Origin of the sequence: Nocardia sp. NPDC003269, assembly GCF_042888005.1 — a bacterium.
Classification (GTDB): Bacteria; Actinomycetota; Actinomycetes; order Mycobacteriales; family Mycobacteriaceae; genus Nocardia.
On record NZ_JBIAPA010000003.1, the window covers coordinates 1,023,876 to 1,038,883 of the forward strand.

General features: G+C 70.5%; 14 protein-coding genes and 1 riboswitch. Of the genes, 3 read left to right on the forward strand and 11 right to left on the reverse strand.

Translation table 11 applies throughout. From position 1 onward, the window contains the following. Nucleotides 1-7: 7 nt before the first annotated feature. From gcvP to ACFYWJ_RS24750, 7 genes are all read right to left on the reverse strand, one after another. The gene (gene gcvP / locus ACFYWJ_RS24720; RefSeq protein WP_355278469.1) at nucleotides 8-2,818 is read right to left on the reverse strand and encodes an aminomethyl-transferring glycine dehydrogenase; all 2,811 of its coding nucleotides are present in this window, start codon (nucleotides 2,816-2,818) and stop codon (nucleotides 8-10) included. A 158-nt stretch (nucleotides 2,819-2,976) separates the two neighbouring features. Further along, a riboswitch (glycine riboswitch) is annotated at nucleotides 2,977-3,076 on the reverse strand. A gap of 75 nt (nucleotides 3,077-3,151) precedes the next feature. Beyond that, complete coding sequence (locus ACFYWJ_RS24725; RefSeq protein WP_355278472.1) at nucleotides 3,152-3,709, reverse strand: MerR family transcriptional regulator; 558 nt, start codon at nucleotides 3,707-3,709, stop codon at nucleotides 3,152-3,154. 169 nt (nucleotides 3,710-3,878) lie between these two features. Further along, nucleotides 3,879-4,352, reverse strand: a complete 474-nt coding sequence (locus ACFYWJ_RS24730) for a bifunctional nuclease family protein (protein ID WP_019046780.1) — start codon at nucleotides 4,350-4,352, stop codon at nucleotides 3,879-3,881. Between the two features lie 155 nt (nucleotides 4,353-4,507). Next, nucleotides 4,508-5,299 carry a MerR family transcriptional regulator gene (locus ACFYWJ_RS24735; protein WP_355278475.1) on the reverse strand — a complete coding sequence of 264 codons (792 nt, stop codon included), beginning with the start codon at nucleotides 5,297-5,299 and terminating at the stop codon, nucleotides 4,508-4,510. A 70-nt stretch (nucleotides 5,300-5,369) separates the two neighbouring features. Further along, nucleotides 5,370-5,855, reverse strand: a complete 486-nt coding sequence (locus ACFYWJ_RS24740) for an FHA domain-containing protein (RefSeq protein WP_110041099.1) — start codon at nucleotides 5,853-5,855, stop codon at nucleotides 5,370-5,372. 178 nt (nucleotides 5,856-6,033) lie between these two features. Then, nucleotides 6,034-6,432 carry a glycine cleavage system protein GcvH gene (gene gcvH / locus ACFYWJ_RS24745; RefSeq protein ID WP_355278478.1) on the reverse strand — a complete coding sequence of 133 codons (399 nt, stop codon included), beginning with the start codon at nucleotides 6,430-6,432 and terminating at the stop codon, nucleotides 6,034-6,036. A 42-nt stretch (nucleotides 6,433-6,474) separates the two neighbouring features. Continuing rightward, complete coding sequence (locus tag ACFYWJ_RS24750; protein WP_355278481.1) at nucleotides 6,475-7,110, reverse strand: CDP-alcohol phosphatidyltransferase family protein; 636 nt, start codon at nucleotides 7,108-7,110, stop codon at nucleotides 6,475-6,477. Between the two features lie 122 nt (nucleotides 7,111-7,232). On the opposite strand from ACFYWJ_RS24750, the gene ACFYWJ_RS24755 reads away from it, so the two are divergent. The 3 genes from ACFYWJ_RS24755 (at nucleotide 7,233) to ACFYWJ_RS24765 (ending at nucleotide 10,250) form a co-directional block, all read left to right on the forward strand. After that, nucleotides 7,233-8,621 (forward strand): DUF2252 domain-containing protein, encoded by a 1,389-nt coding sequence (locus tag ACFYWJ_RS24755; protein ID WP_355278483.1) that lies wholly within the window; start codon nucleotides 7,233-7,235, stop codon nucleotides 8,619-8,621. 113 nt (nucleotides 8,622-8,734) lie between these two features. After that, the gene (locus tag ACFYWJ_RS24760; RefSeq protein WP_355278486.1) at nucleotides 8,735-9,613 is read left to right on the forward strand and encodes a nuclease-related domain-containing protein; all 879 of its coding nucleotides are present in this window, start codon (nucleotides 8,735-8,737) and stop codon (nucleotides 9,611-9,613) included. A gap of 31 nt (nucleotides 9,614-9,644) precedes the next feature. Then, nucleotides 9,645-10,250 carry a phosphatase PAP2 family protein gene (locus tag ACFYWJ_RS24765; protein WP_355278488.1) on the forward strand — a complete coding sequence of 202 codons (606 nt, stop codon included), beginning with the start codon at nucleotides 9,645-9,647 and terminating at the stop codon, nucleotides 10,248-10,250. On the opposite strand, the gene ACFYWJ_RS24770 is transcribed toward ACFYWJ_RS24765, so the two are convergent. The 4 genes from ACFYWJ_RS24770 to ACFYWJ_RS24785 all read right to left on the reverse strand — a co-directional run bounded on the left by ACFYWJ_RS24770 (nucleotide 10,247) and on the right by ACFYWJ_RS24785 (nucleotide 14,981). After that, the gene (locus ACFYWJ_RS24770) at nucleotides 10,247-12,178 is read right to left on the reverse strand and encodes an acyl-CoA dehydrogenase (RefSeq protein ID WP_355278491.1); all 1,932 of its coding nucleotides are present in this window, start codon (nucleotides 12,176-12,178) and stop codon (nucleotides 10,247-10,249) included. The genes ACFYWJ_RS24765 and ACFYWJ_RS24770 overlap by 4 nt on opposite strands. 75 nt (nucleotides 12,179-12,253) lie before the next feature. Next, complete coding sequence (locus ACFYWJ_RS24775) at nucleotides 12,254-13,228, reverse strand: NAD-dependent epimerase/dehydratase family protein (protein WP_355278494.1); 975 nt, start codon at nucleotides 13,226-13,228, stop codon at nucleotides 12,254-12,256. Then, the gene (locus tag ACFYWJ_RS24780; RefSeq protein ID WP_355278496.1) at nucleotides 13,225-14,403 is read right to left on the reverse strand and encodes an NADH:flavin oxidoreductase; all 1,179 of its coding nucleotides are present in this window, start codon (nucleotides 14,401-14,403) and stop codon (nucleotides 13,225-13,227) included. The genes ACFYWJ_RS24775 and ACFYWJ_RS24780 overlap by 4 nt, the downstream gene beginning before the upstream one ends. Next, nucleotides 14,400-14,981, reverse strand: a complete 582-nt coding sequence (locus ACFYWJ_RS24785; protein WP_355278499.1) for a helix-turn-helix domain-containing protein — start codon at nucleotides 14,979-14,981, stop codon at nucleotides 14,400-14,402. The genes ACFYWJ_RS24780 and ACFYWJ_RS24785 overlap by 4 nt, the downstream gene beginning before the upstream one ends. Between the last annotated feature and the right edge of the window lie 27 nt (nucleotides 14,982-15,008).

Genomic DNA, 15,008 nt, shown 5'->3' on the forward strand with positions numbered 1-15,008 from the left:
GAGTTCGTCAGTCCTCGTACGCGTCCAGCGGCGGGCAGGAGCAGACCAGGTTGCGGTCGCCGAACGCACCGTCGATGCGACGCACCGGGGGCCACACCTTGGGGCGGGTGTGCCCGATGCCGCGCGGGTAGACCGCGACCTCACGGCTGTACGGGTGGTCCCACTCGCCGACCAGGCTCGCCGCGGTGTGCGGTGCGCCGCGCAGCGGGTTGTCGGTCACCGGCCACACCCCGGCGCCGACCTGGTCGATCTCGCCGCGGATCGCGATCATGGCCGCGATGAACTCGTCGAGTTCCTCGAGGTTCTCGCTCTCGGTGGGCTCCACCATCAGGGTGCCCGCCACCGGGAAACTCATGGTGGGCGCGTGGAAGCCGTAGTCGGCCAGGCGCTTGGCCACATCGTCGACGGTGACGCCGGTCTGCTTGGTGATCTCGCGCAGGTCGAGGATGCACTCGTGCGCGACCATGCCGTTCTCGCCGGTATAGAGCACCGGGAAGTAGGCGTCGAGGCGGCGGGCGATGTAGTTGGCCGCGGCGATCGCGGTCAGCGTCGCCGCGCGCAGGCCGTCGGCGCCCATCATCCGGATGTAGGCCCAGGTGATCGGCAGGATCGAGGCCGACCCGTAGTTCGCCGCCGACACCGCGTGCGAGCCCGTCTCGCGCGGGTCGCCGGGCAGGTACCGGGTCAGATGCGCGCGCACCGCGACCGGGCCGACGCCGGGGCCGCCGCCGCCGTGCGGGATGCAGAAGGTCTTGTGCAGGTTCAGGTGGCTGACATCGCCGCCGAAGCGGCCCGGACGCGCCAGGCCGACCAGGGCGTTGAGGTTCGCGCCGTCGACGTAGACCTGACCGCCCGCGTCGTGCACGAGCGCGCACAGCTCGGCCACCTCGTGCTCGTACACGCCGTGCGTGGACGGGTAGGTGATCATGATGCAGGCCAGCCGGTCGGCGTGGTCGGCGATCTTGGCGCGCAGGTCGTCGAGGTCGACATCACCGTTCTCGCGGCACTTCACGACCTCGACCCGCATGCCGACCATGGCCGCCGAGGCCGCGTTGGTGCCGTGCGCGCTGGACGGGATCAGGCAGGTGTCGCGGTGGTCGTCGCCGCGATCGAGGTGGTAGCGGCGGATCGCGAGCAGGCCCGCGTACTCGCCCTGGCTACCGGCGTTGGGCTGCAGGCTCACCGCGTCGTAGCCGGTGATCTCCGCGAGCCACTGCTCGAGGTCGCCGATCAGCTTCAGGATGCCGGGCACGTCCTCGGTGGGCGCGAACGGGTGCAGGCGGGCGAACCCGGGCCAGGTGATGGCCTCCATCTCGGCGGTCGCGTTGAGCTTCATGGTGCAGGAACCGAGTGGAATCATGCTGCGGTCCAGCGCGATGTCCTTGTCCGACAGCGAACGCAAGTAGCGCAGCATGGCGGTCTCGGTGTGGTGGCGGGTGAACGCCGGATGCGTCAGGTAGTCCGAGGTGCGGTTCTCGATCGCGGCGGGCTCGGCGCCCGCGCTCGCGTCGGGAGCCTGTGCGGTGCCGAAGGATTCGACGACGGCGGCCACGTGCGCGTCGGTGGTGGCCTCGTCGCAGGCGATCGCCACGTGGTCGGCGTCGACCAGGCGCAGGTTGATCCCCTGCGACTTCGCCTTGGCGACAACGGCTTCCGCGCCACCGGGGACGTGCGCCAGGACGGTGTCGAAGAAGGTGTCGTGCACCAGCGCCGCACCGATGCCCGACGCCACGGCCGCCGCGTGCGCGTGCACCCTGCGGGCGATGGCGCGCAGCCCGTTCGCACCGTGGTAGCTGGCGTACATGGCGGCCACGATGGCCAGCAGGACCTGCGCGGTACAGATGTTGGAGGTGGCCTTCTCGCGGCGGATGTGCTGCTCGCGCGTCTGCAGGGCCAGGCGGTAGGCGGGCGCGCCGTCGGCGTCGACCGACACGCCGACCAGCCGGCCCGGCAGCTGCCGGGCGAAGGCGGTGCGCACCGCGAGGTAGCCGGCGTGCGGGCCGCCGAAGCCCATCGGCACGCCGAAGCGCTGGGTGGTGCCGAAGCACACGTCGGCGCCCTGCTCACCGGGCGGGGTGATCAGCGTCAGCGCCAGCAGGTCGGCGCCCGCGGCGACCAGCGCACCGCGCTCGTGGGCGGCGGCGCACAGTGCGGTCCAGTCGACGATCCGGCCGGACGCGCCGGGAGTCTGCACGATGACGCCGAAGAACTCGCCCTCGGGCAGCACGCCGGTGGACAGGTCGGCCTCGACGAGCTCGATGCCCAGCGGCTCGGCCCTGGTGCCGATGATGGTCTTGGTCTGCGGGAACAGATCGGCGTCGAGCAGCAGCCGGTTCGACTTGGACTTGCCCGCGCGGCGCAGCAGCGTCATCGCCTCGGCGGCGGCGGTGGCCTCGTCGAGCATGGAGGCGTTGGCGACGTCCATGCCGGTCAGATCCGACACCATGGTCTGGAAGTTGAGCAGCGCCTCGAGCCTGCCCTGGCTGATCTCGGGCTGGTACGGGGTGTAGGCGGTGTACCAGGCCGGGTTCTCGAGCAGGTTGCGCACCAGCACCGGCGGGGTCAGCGTGTCGTAGTAGCCCAGGCCGATCATCGAGGTGGCGACGGTGTTGGAGTGCGCCAGCGCGGCCAGTTCGGCGAGGACCTCGTGCTCGGTGGCGGGCGCGGGCAGCGCGCCGAGGCCGGACTCGTCGAGGATGGTCGCGGGCAGCGCCGTGGTCGCGAGCGCGTCGAGGGACTCGACGCCGACGGTCGCGAGGATCCGGGCGAGTTCGTCGGAATCGGGTCCGATGTGGCGGTCGGCGAACGAACGGGTCACGGCAGCTCCAAGGTCGGGCGGGTCGACCAGGTGGTCGACGGGTACCAGCCCTCCCCCTCTGTCGTGGCGCCTGAGAGATTCGGTGACCCGACCGCGGACGGCCGTGCCCCTTTCCCCGTGGGCGGGCAGCCTGCAGCCACCGCTTTCCAGAGGCGTCGAATCACCGTGCGGTCCCTGTTGCCTGAGAGATTGACGGGGAGGTGCTGCTCCTTCGGCGCCCGGACTCTCACGACTCCGGGACTCTCCCGCACGGCGGCGACGCGTCATCAAGTCTAGATGCAGCAAACCCCCGGCCGCGCCACCTGGGGCACGCCGGGGGTGTAGTGCTCGTCACTACCCGGTCTTACGGTTCTCCCGCACCTTGCGGCGGAAGGACAGTTCGTCCTCGGGTCGATCGGTGATCTCGGTGGCCCGTTCGGCCGGGAAGTCGGCGATCGCCCCGGTCAGTTCCCGCATGGCGCCGCTGACCGCGATCCCGAAGACACCCTGCCCGCCCTGCAGTAAATCGACGACCTCCTCGGGCGAGGTGCACTCGTACACCGTGGTCCCGTCGGAGAACAGCGTGATCCCGGCCAGATCCTGCACGCCGCGGCTGCGCAGGTGATCGACGGCGATCCGGATGTTCTGTAAAGAGACGCCCGCGTCCAGCAGTCGCTTCACGATCTTGAGGACCAGGATGTCCTTGAACGAGTACAGCCGCTGACTGCCCGACCCGGCGGCGCCACGGATCGACGGTACGACCAGCCCGGTGCGAGCCCAGTAGTCGAGTTGCCGGTAGGTGATGCCCGCGACCTGACACGCGCTCGGCACCCGGTAGCCGACGAGATCATCCGGAACCGAGTCGTCCGGGAACAAGCCAGGCTGCACCACATCCTGCGATTGCTCTTCCACTGACCACTCCTTGCTCTGCCGACGTTCTCGAGTACCGGAGTCACGACGGATGTTGCCCGACTTTCGAGGTTACTCCTGCCATTGTCGGACCTGCACTGTTGTCGCACCAAGCACCGCGCGCGGCGATTCCCTCGACCTCTACTTCAGGTCTAGAAGATCGTGATGTGAATCAGCTGTCCGTGGCCTTGAAGTCGTCGGGCGAGACGGACTCGAGGAACTCCTTGAACTTCTCCACCTCGTCCTCGCGCTCGTCGGGCATCACCAGCCCGGCCTCGGCCAGGACCGGCTCCTCGGCGAAGATCGGGCAGCCGACGCGCAGCGCGATGGCCACCGAGTCCGAGGGCCGGGCCGAGACCCGCAGGTCGCCGTCGAAGACCAGATCGGCGTAGAAGGTGCCCTCCTGCAGATCGACGATCCGCACTTCCTTGAGGGTGTGCCCGAGTTCGGTGATCAGAATCTTGATCAAATCGTGAGTGAGCGGGCGGATCGGCGTGACCCCCTCCTGCTCGAGCACGATCGCGGTCGCCTCGGCCTGCCCGATCCAGATCGGCAGGTAGCGCTCGCCCGCCGCTTCCCGCAGCAGCAGCACGGGCTGGTTCTGTGGCTGCTCGACACGGATGCCGATGACGCGCATCTCGCTCATGAGTTCTTGCCTCCCATACTCGCCGCCGGCCGGCAGGACCGCTGCCCAGCTCGCCGTAACCACGAGTCTAGGCGAATTCCGGGCGGTGCAACGCGGACGCCCGAGCCGAAATCGGCGTGTTGCCGGGGTGATACCCGATCCGGTGGCCGGGTGTGTCAGTTGCCGAGCGCGGCCCGCACGGCCGCCTTCACCAGGGCCGCGTGCAGGTTCAGCGACAGGGCCGCCAGTTCGCGGACGGTCTCCTCGGCGCGGGCGCGCGCGTCGGCGTCACGGCTCTTGGCGATCGGCGCGGCGATCTGGGCGACCAGGGCCGCTTCCCGATCGGCGGCCAGTTTGAACGCGCGCAGATGCCGGGCCTCCAGGCCGAATTCGGCCATCGATTTGGCCGCGTGCGCCAGCGTCACCGCGTCGGATTCGAAGAAGCCGCCCGCGCCGGGGACGATGAGTCCGGCACGCAGCAGGTCGTCGAGGAAACGGTCGTCGATGCCCGCCTTGGCGAGCAGATCGGCCCGGGTGAGCCGGACCCCGACGTCGAAGCGCAATTCGTCCGGCGTGATCTCGCCGGGGACGACGCCGAGCCGACGGGGCGGAGCCGGACTGGCCTCGCCGTCGGTCTCCGCGCGCGCGGCGCCGGACCGCGACTGCCCGGCCTCCGCGGCACTGTGGTGGGAGTGCGCCCTGGCACGCGCTTCACGCACGCCCAGGGTCGCCGCACCGCTGTCGATCGCTTCGAGCTGCTCCTTGATCACCTTCAGCGGCAGGTACTGATCGCGTTGCGCGGTCAGGACGAAGCGCAGCCGCTCGTAGTCGGCCACCGAGAACCGCCGGTACCCCGACGGCGTTCGTTCCGGCCGGATCAGGCCCTCGGATTCGAGGAACCGGATCTTCGAGATGGTGATGTCAGGAAAATCTGGTCGCAGCAGGTCGAGCACGGAGCCGATCGACATTCCTCCGCGCGCCCACTGCGCCGCCCCCGTCACAGCACTGCGCCCAGCACGGACACCAGCACCGTAGGGGTCATCGCGACCCCGCGCCCGACGCCGACTCGTTCGCCTGCGCGCGCGGACCGGTCAGGAAGACCAGCCGGAACTTGCCGATCTGGACCTCGTCGCCGTTCTGCAGCTCCGAGGAGTCCACCGGCTCCCGGTTGACGTAGGTGCCGTTGAGACTGCCCACATCGACGACCTGGAACGAGTCGTCGTCCTGACGGAACTCCGCGTGCCGGCGGCTGACGGTGACGTCGTCGAGAAAGATGTCACTGTCGGGATGGCGACCGGCCGAGGTGGTCGGCTGATCCAGCAGGAAGCGCGAGCCCGCGTTCGGGCCGCGCTTGACCACCAGGAGAGCCGCGCCGACCGGCAGGCCCTCGACGCCCTGCACCGGCTGTTCGCCGGTCGGCTCTCCGGAGCGCGACGCGTCGACCTCGTTGAGGAAGTCCGCGCGGAAGACCGACGTCGTCTCGGCCGCGGTCTCCCCGTAACCCGGGTCCCTGTTCTCGCTCACCGTTTCTCTCCTCCTCGAACCTGATTATCCATGCAAGCAGGTGCTGTATTCGGCGACACGACCGGCGCGATCACATCGCCAGGAAAAAGATCCCGGCGTCGATTCCCCGACGTATCCGCTTGGCTTTGACCGTACCCTGCCGGGGCGTACCCGTGCAGGGAGAACTGTGAAGGCTTGCTCAGCCCCCGATAACTCCTTGATAACCCGCCGCATCCAGCAGTTCACCCAGTGCGGAATCGAGCGTTGCCGCGTCGTCGAAGGCGAGCTCGAACAGCCAGCCCTCGTCGTACGGATCGGTGTTCAGCGTCTCCGGTGCCGAGACCAGATCCTCGTTCACCGCAACGACTTTGCCGCCCAGCGGGGCGTAGATGTCGGACACGCTCTTGGTCGACTCGACCTCGGCGATGCTCTCGCCCGCGGTCACGTCCTTGTCGACGTCGGGCAGCTGTACGAACACGACGTCACCCAGCTGTGACTGGGCGTAGTCGGTGATGCCGACACGAACCGCCGTGGGGCCGGTCCGCCGCACCCATTCGTGCTCTTCGGTGTAGCGCAGATCCTCGGGGGTCCGGGTCACTGGACGTCCTTTCGTCGTCAACGTTGCACGCAAGAGTATCGACTAGCTCCCGCGGTGCGGCACAGGCGGTATCGATCGCGCGACCGCGACCGCCAGCCCCGCGTAGAGCACCCCGGTCCAGACGTAGAGCGCGGTGCCCCAGATCAGCAGTGCCCAGCCGAAGGCCCACCCGAAACCCGCCCCTGCCCAGTCCATCTCCCCGGTGAGCAGCCACGGCAGGGCCGACATCAGCGCGAAGGTGGCCGCCTTGCCCAGGTAGATCACCTCGGGCGCGGGCAGGTCACGGCGCTTGTATACCGACAGGGTCACGGTGAGTACCAGATCGCGACCGATCAGGATCACGGCGATCCACCACGGGATCAGCCCGCGTGCGACGAACGCCACGAGCGTCGTCACGAGGTATAACCGATCGACCAGCGGATCGAGCAGCGCGCCGAGCCGGGAGGACTGGTCGAGCAGGCGGGCGAGTTTGCCGTCGAGGAAATCGGTGACACCGCTGGCGATCAGCAGGGTGAACGCCCAGCCGTCGGCATGGCGGACCAGCATCAACCACAGGAATATCGGGATACCGATCAGCCGGAGCAGGCTCAGCACATTGGGCACGGTCAGGATGCGGTCGCTGAACACGCCACCGGTTTCGGTGTCGTTGATGCCCGGCGGTCCCGATTCGGTTGCCACGCCCCTGCATACCGCACGAACCCCCGCTCGCGCCATCCGGCCACGCCGAAAACCTTCGGGCGTGTCCGGTTGCCACGCGGTCGCGATGCCGGTCGTCCCCCGACCCGCTAGCCTGGGCGGTTGTGTCCGACAGTGGTCCAGATCTGCGCTCCTACGTTTCCGCCGAGGACGCCCGTGCGCGCGGCCGCGCCGCCCGGCAGCGCGTGCCGTTCGACGCGGCCGAGCGGGTCGTCGAGAGCCCCGACCGGCCGACGGTGCTCGAGTTCGTCGAGGCGAGCAACGAGGGCCGGATCGAGCGGCTGATCCCGCTGCGGATCGGCCGGATGACCGCGTCGCCGTTCACCTTCTTCCGCGGCGCCGCCGGGCTGATGGCGGCCGACCTGGCCGCCGGCCCCGACAGCGGGCTGCCCGCCCAGATCTGCGGCGACGCGCACGCCGCCAACTTCGGTCTCTACGGCACCCAGCGCGGCGAGATCGTGATGGACATCAACGACTTCGACGAGACCGTGCTCGGGCCCTGGGAATGGGACCTGCGGCGGCTGGCCGCCAGCCTGGTGCTGGCCGGGCGCGAGAGCGGCGCCGCCGAGGACGACTGCGTGCGCGCCGCGCGCGACGCCGCCCGCTTCTACCGGCAGACCGCGGTCGAGCTCGCCGAGATGCCGTTCATGCAGTCCTGGACCGCGCTGCCCGACGAGTCGATCCTGGGCTCGGCCAAGGCCGACGACCTGATCGACGACTTCAAGAAGGCCGCCAAGAAGGCCCGCAAGAACACCAGCGCCAAGGTCGTGGCGAAGTGGACCGAGCACCTCGACGATCACGAGACCGGCATCCGCAAGCACCGCTTCGTCAGCGACCCGCCGATCCTGACCCCGGTCGACGCGCCGGTCGCCGACGCCGTGATCGACGGCCTCGAGCGCTACGCGAGCACCATCCGCGAGTCCCGTCGCGCCCTGCTGGCCCGCTTCGCGGTCTCGGATGTGGCCTTCCGGATCGTCGGCACCGGCAGCGTCGGCCTGCACAGCTATGTGGCGCTGCTGCACGGCAACGACGGCGAGTCGCTGGTGCTACAGGTCAAACAGGCCAGGCCGTCCGCGCTGGCCCCGTTCCTGCCGCCGGTCGCGCCGCGCCACGAAGGCGAGCGCATCGTGGCGGGCGCGCGCAGCGTGCAGTCCGAGACCGACATCCTGCTCGGCTGGACCACCGTCGACCTGGACGAGCCGCTGCCGTTCGTCGTGCGCCAGTTCCGCAATCTCAAGGGCAGCATCGACCCGGCCGGGCTCTCGGCCGACGACCTCGACGACTACGGCAGGCTCGCGGGCGCGCTGCTGGCGCGGGCGCACTCGCGTTCGCTGGACCCGCGCACCCTGGCCGGCTACCTCGAGGCCGACGACGACGCGTTCGAGGAGGCGGTGGCCGCCTACGCGGTACGTTATGCCGATCGGACCGAGGCCGATCACGCCGAACTGGTCGCCGCCGTCGCGGCGGGCACGATCGCCGCCGAACCGAGCTGAACACCTCCCGGCGTCCTGCCGGGCATCCACCGGTTGTCGAGCTACGATGTACGCCAACGGTTCTCGGCCCGCGGCGCCAACGACCCAGAAGGGCGGACTCCATGCTCGTGCGCGTGCAGAATGCGGCAGGCACCGATGCCGAGCTCGCACTCATCGATTGGCTGCGCACGTGGAAGGACCCGTCGAGCCCGCACGGCGTCGCCACGATCAACTGCGGCCTGTTCCACAACGACCGGCTGCACCAGCTCGACGCGGTGGTCTGGACACCGACCAGCTGCGTGATCATCGAGGCCGAGACCTTCGCCGTGCCGCAGGACGGGGTGCTGGAGATCCCGCTCAACGGCCCCTGGATGGTCTCCGGCGAGCTCGCCCAGTTCACCGGCGGCGAGAAGTCGACACCACTGGAGCGCTCGCGCGAACACACCTTCGCCCTGCAGGACTACCTCGCCGCGCGAGGGCTCGGGCAGCGGGCCGTGCACGGGCTCGGCGTAATCGTGCCGCAGCCGGGCGCGCAGATCGACGTGCACCAGGGCTGGAACGATCCGAGTTTCGACGTGATCGTCACCGACGATCCGCACCGGCTCGAGCAGTACTTCGAGATGCTGGCCGCCAAGGAACACAACCTCTGGACGGCCAACGACATCGCCATCGCCTTCCGCGGCCTGGGCATCCTGCCGTTCCTGCCCGCGCCGCAGGACCTGCTCAACGAGGGTTTCCTGGGCCCGATCGATGTGACGCTGTGGCACGGTGGCCCGACCCAGGCCCAGGCCGAGCAGTACGCCGAGGAACAGGCCCAGCTCGAGCGCGAACTGGCCTCGCGCGGTCTGGTGGCGCCCTGGTACAGCCCGTGGAAGCTCTATCCGCGGGTCGACGGCGACCTGGACTTCGGTCGCGCGTTCCTGCGCATCACCCTGGCGATCGGCATGATCGTGGCGATCGCGTGGGTGCTGTGGTTCGTGGTGACCGCGGTGCTCACCTACGGCCCCGCCTGAGACGTCACCCGGGGCGGCTATCGTCGCGTCGGTGATCGACCACGTTCCCCCGCGCACCACCGTCGTCCGCGCGACGGCCATCGGGGCAGGCGCGGCGCTCACCGCCGCGCTGCCGCTGACCTTCCCCGCCGACGGCGGACCGTCCGGACTGGACGCGGCCGTCGCCGACCCGATCACCGCGGCGGTCTCCCCCGGCCTGGCGCAGGTGCTGGTCACGCCGAGCAACGCGCCGGTCGTGCTGGTCGCGCTGCTGGCGGCGGTGGGCTGGTTCGCGGTGCGGCGCCGGTGGTGGGCGGCGGTCACCATGCTCGTCGTCCCCGAGCTCGTGCTGGTGATCAACACCGTGGTGCTGAAACCGCTGTGGGACAGGCGAATGCACGACTACCTCGCCTACCCGAGCGGTCACACGGTCCATATGGTCGCTGTCGCAACGACTTTCGCGTGCCTGGTGACCACTCTCACAGCGCGGGTCGCGATCGCGACGCTCACCGTGCTCGCGCTCGTCGCGATCGTGCCCGGCATGGTCGTGCTCGGCTACCACCGCCCCACCGATGTGCTCGGTGGGGCGGCAGCGGCGGCGGCGTTGGCCCTTGCCCTGTGCTTGCTCGCGGAGCGACTGCGCCCCGGAACGCGCTAGCTCCGGTCGAAAACGCTGGCGTCGTGCAGCATTTCGGCGCGCAGCATGGTCTCCGGCACGCCCATCGCCTCGACCAGGGTCAGCGCGTCCGGGCGCAACCGGTCGACGAGTTCGTTCACGCCGCGGCGCACGGCCTTGGCCCGCTCCACCGACATGAACCGGTGCATGATGTACCAGGACAGGTTCTCCTCCAGCGTGGCGTACACGTAGAGGTCGCAGACGGTTTCGGCGAGCGCCTTGGCGTCGGGATCGTCGATGGCGGCGATCCCGTCGACGAACTCCTCGAGCACCAGCCGGTCGATGTGCGCGGCGCCCGCGGCGAGGATGTGGTCCTGGGCGTTGTTGAACGCTTCGAACGGACCGGTGTCGGCGGCCCTGGCACGCAGCCGGTGCGCGGCGGTCCGCAGCAGGTAGTCCTCGCGGTCGGCGAACAGTTGCAGCTGCACCGAGCGCTTGGACAGGTCGCCCTCGTCGACGGATTCGTCGGAGCGATCGCGCAGGGTCTGGATCAGCTGACGCACCCCGGAGCGCTTGCGCACCACGTCACCGGCCATGGTGGCGGCGAACTTCACCCAGCCCAGCGCGTCGAGATCGCGGACCTCGTCGGAGTAGGCGGTGAGCAGTTCCTTGGCGACGAGCTGGGTGAGGACGACGTTGTCACCTTCGAAGGTGGTGAACACGTCGGTGTCGGCCTTGAGCGTGACGAGGCGGTTCTCGGTGAGATATCCCGCACCGCCGCAGGCTTCGCGACATTCCTGGATGGCCCTGGTGGCGTGCCGGGTCTGGGCGACCTTGAAGCCGGCGGCGCGCTTCTCCAGCGCGCGCTGGGCGCCCGGTTCGGTGTCGCGGCCGCTCTGGATGAGGTCCATGCGGCGGACCAGGTCGTTCTGGGCGAAGGCCAGCGCGAAGGACTTCGCGACCAGCGGCAGCAGCCTGCGCTGGTGGCTGCGGTAGTCCAGCAGCAGGGTTTCCGCGCCGGTGTCGGGGTCGGCGAACTGGCGCCGGGCCAGCGCGTACCGCACCGCGATGCTCAGCGCCACCCGCGCGCCCGCCGCGGCCGCGCCGCCGACACTCACCCGGCCGCGCACCAGCGTGCCCAGCGTGGTGAAGAAGCGGCGGCTCGGGTTCTCGATCTCCGAGGAGTACGTGCCGTCGGGCTCGACGTCGGCGTAGCGGTTGAGCAGGTTCTCCCTGGGCACCCGGACCTGGTCGAACACGATCCGCCCGTTGTCGACGCCGGGCAGCCCGCCCTTGAGGCCGTCGTCGTAGGTGGTCACGCCGGGCAGGTCGGCGCCGAGCTCGTCGCGGATGGGGACCAGCAGGCAGTGCACGCCCTGGTTCTCGCCGCCGGTGATCAGCTGGGCGAACACGGCGGCCATGCGGGCGTGCGCCGCCGCGCCGCCGATGTAGTCCTTGCGCGCCGACGGGGTCGGGGTGTTGATCACGAATTCCTGGGTGGCCGGGTCGTAGGTGGCCGTGGTCTCCAGATTGGCGACGTCGCTGCCGTGGCCGGACTCGGTCATCGCGAAGCAGCCGAGCAGGTCGAGGGAGATCAGCCGCTTGATGTAGTCGCGGTGCCGTTCGGTGCCCAGGTTCTCCACGGCGCCGCCGAACAGGCCCCACTGCACACCGGATTTCACCCACAGCGACAGGTCGGCGTAGGCCAGCATCTCCAGGCCCGTCACCGCGCCGCCGGGGTCACCGGTCCCGCCGTTCTCGGAGCGGAAGCCGCGCTCGGGATACCCCATGGTCGCGATGACCCGCATCTGGTCGAGGACGCGCGCCCTGGCGGCGTGGATGTCGAGTTCGGGATCGCCGGTGAAGCGGTCGTCGGCGAGTTGGACTCGTGCCTGGTCCCGGACCGCGCGCCAAGGTCCGTCCAGCGCTGCGCGGAGATGTTCTGCCGTCGTCGAGTTGCCGGTAGCCATCCTTCGACCATAATCCGTGCACGCGGCCCGGCGGCGGATTCGCGTTCTCCCTCACATCGTGCCGACGCCGCGGGCTCAGGCGGCGAACATGTCCCGCAGGGACGTCGCGGTGGGCCGCCAGGTCAGCCCGAGCTCGGTCAGCGCGGCCGAATCGTCGGTCGGGGTGTCGGAGGTGAGCAGCCACGCCGCCTCGTAGCCGAACGCGGCGTCGACCTCGACGAACCGCGACGCGACATCCGCGGCGCGGCCCAGCGCCCGGAACATGCCGGGGCGCACCGGAATCCGGCGGATCCGGCGGCCGGAGGCGGTGGCGAGCAGGTCGATGGCGGTGTCGAACGGGACCTGGTGGCCGCCACACAGATACCGGCGCGGCCCCTGACCGGGCACCATCACCGCCGCGTGCAGCTCGGCCACGTCGCGGACGTCGATCATCGCCATCCCGCCGTCGAGCCGGGGCGCGAAGCCGCTGCGCAGCATGGTGTTCCAGCCGCGCTCGGTAATGCCGCGGGTGCCGGCCAGACCCGGTCCGATCACGCTGGAGGGATAGGTGATCACCACCGGCGCGCCGCTGCGCTGCAGTGCCCGGGCGACCCGGTCGGCGGCGGACTTGGTGCGGCCGTAGGCGCTGCGGCCCGTCGCGGTGGGACTGTCCGGGGTCATCACCGGGTCCGGGCACGGGAACAGCGCGCTGTAGCTGGCCACGTGCACGATGGGGTCGAGGCCGGCCAGGGCCGCGCGGCACAGGAGTTCGGCGGTGGCGTCGACATTGACCTGCCACATCAGCGGTTCCCGGCGGTCGTCGGTGGCGACCACACCGGCCGCGTGCAGCACCGCCGCGCAGCCGTCGAGCAGCGCGGTGATCGTGTCGCTGTCGCGCAGGTCGCCGCGCACGACGGTGATGCGGTCGCGGTCGTGCGCGAATTCCGGCCACCACCGGTCCAGCGATTCCCCGGGGTGGACCAGCAGCCGGATCTCGTGACCGTCGGCGAGCAGGGCGGCGACGGTGGGCGCGCCGAGATAGCCGGTGCCCCCGGTGACGGCGATTCTCACGACAGGTTTCCTTCGGCGATCGGCAGCACACAGCGGGTGCCGGTGAAGATGGTCGGCATGCACTCGTTGCAGTGGGTGCAGGCGGCGGTGGTCGTGGTCTCGGCCGCGATCCGGCGCGGCAGGTCGGGTTCGCACAGCAGCGCCCGGCCCATCGCGACGAACTCGAAGCCCTCGGTGCGGGCGAGCCGCATGCCGTCGTAGTCGGTGATGCCGCCGAGCAGCACGAGCGGCATGCGCAGCGCCGCGCGGAACAGCTGGGCGCGCTCGAGCAGATAGGCGCTGCGGTACGGGTATTCGCGCAGGAACACCGGCCCGGCCACGCGCAGGCCCCAGCTCAGCGGCGGCCCGAAGGTGCGGGCGAAGGACCGCCGTGGTGCGTCGCCGTGGAAGTACAGCATGGGGTTGAGCAGGGAGCTGCCCGCGGTCAGTTCGAGCGCGTCGAGGGTCCCGTCGGCCTCGAGCATCTGCGCGACCCGCACCGATTCGGCCGGGCGCAGGCCACCGGCGACCCCGTCGTCCATATTGAGCTTGGCCAGCACGGCCAGGCGGCCACCGACCGCGCCGGCCACGCCCTCGGCGATCTCCCTGGCCAGCCGCGCCCGGTTGACCAGGCTGCCGCCGTAGCCGTCGCGGCGCCGGTTGAGCAGCGGGCTCAGGAAGGCGCTCACCAGGTAGTTGTGGCCGAAATGGATTTCCACCGCGTCGAACCCGGCCTCCTCGGCCAGCTGGGCGCTACGCACGTGCGCGGCGACCAGCTCCGCGATGCCGTCGGCGTCGGGGCGCCGGGTCATCCGCATCCCGAGCGGGGAGAACAGCCTGCTCGGCGACAGCGCGGGCGCGCGATTGGACGCGGCGTTGGCCACCGGCCCGGCGTGCCCGATCTGCGCCGAGGCCGCGGCGCCCTCGGCGTGGATCGCGTCGGTGAGCTTGCGCAGTCCCGGCACCGCGTCGGGGCGCATCCAGATCTGGTGCCGGTCGGTGCGGCCCTCGGGCGCGACCGCGCAATAGGCGACGGTCGACAGGCCGACACCGCCCGCGGCGATACGGCGATGGAACTCGATCAGCTCGTCGGTGACCAGGGCGTCCGGGGTGCGGCCCTCGAAGGTGGCGGCCTTGATCACGCGGTTGCGCAGGGTGATCGGGCCGAGGGTGGCCGGGGCGAAGATATCGGTCATCGCGCACCCGGTCCCGCGAGTCCGGCCAGCACGAAATCGCGCAGCGTGGCGACGGTGCCCGCCGACGGCGCGTGGCCCGCGCCGAAGCGCATGATCAGCACCTCGAAGGCGAGCAGCCACCGCCGCTGCGCCTCGGCGGGGTCCAGGTCGGGGAGGAAGCGCACCCAGGAGTCGAGCTGGAACCAGTCCCCGGTCCAGCCCACCTCGCGGCGGCCGAGCACCAGTTCGGCGAGCAGCCGCAGGTACAGGCGGCCGCGCGGATCCGCGGCCAGTTCCGCCAGCGGGCCGATCACCGCGTCCACCACCTCGGCGAGCTCGGCCTCCCGCCGGGCCGCCGCACCGAGCTGTTCGGCCCACAGCGGCGCGAGCCGATCCTCGAGCAGCGCCGCGACCAGCGCGTCCTTGCTGCCGAAGTGGTAGTGGACGGCGGCCGGATTGGTCTCGGCGGCGACGCACACCGCCCGCACCGAGACCTCCGCGGACGGCTGTGTCAGCAGGAGTTCCTCCGCCGCCGCGAGCAGCCGCTCCCGCGTCTCCACCGACCGCGCGTCGCGGGGCTTCGTACCGATTGATCCCATACCGGCAGCCAACCAGATTTCCATCGT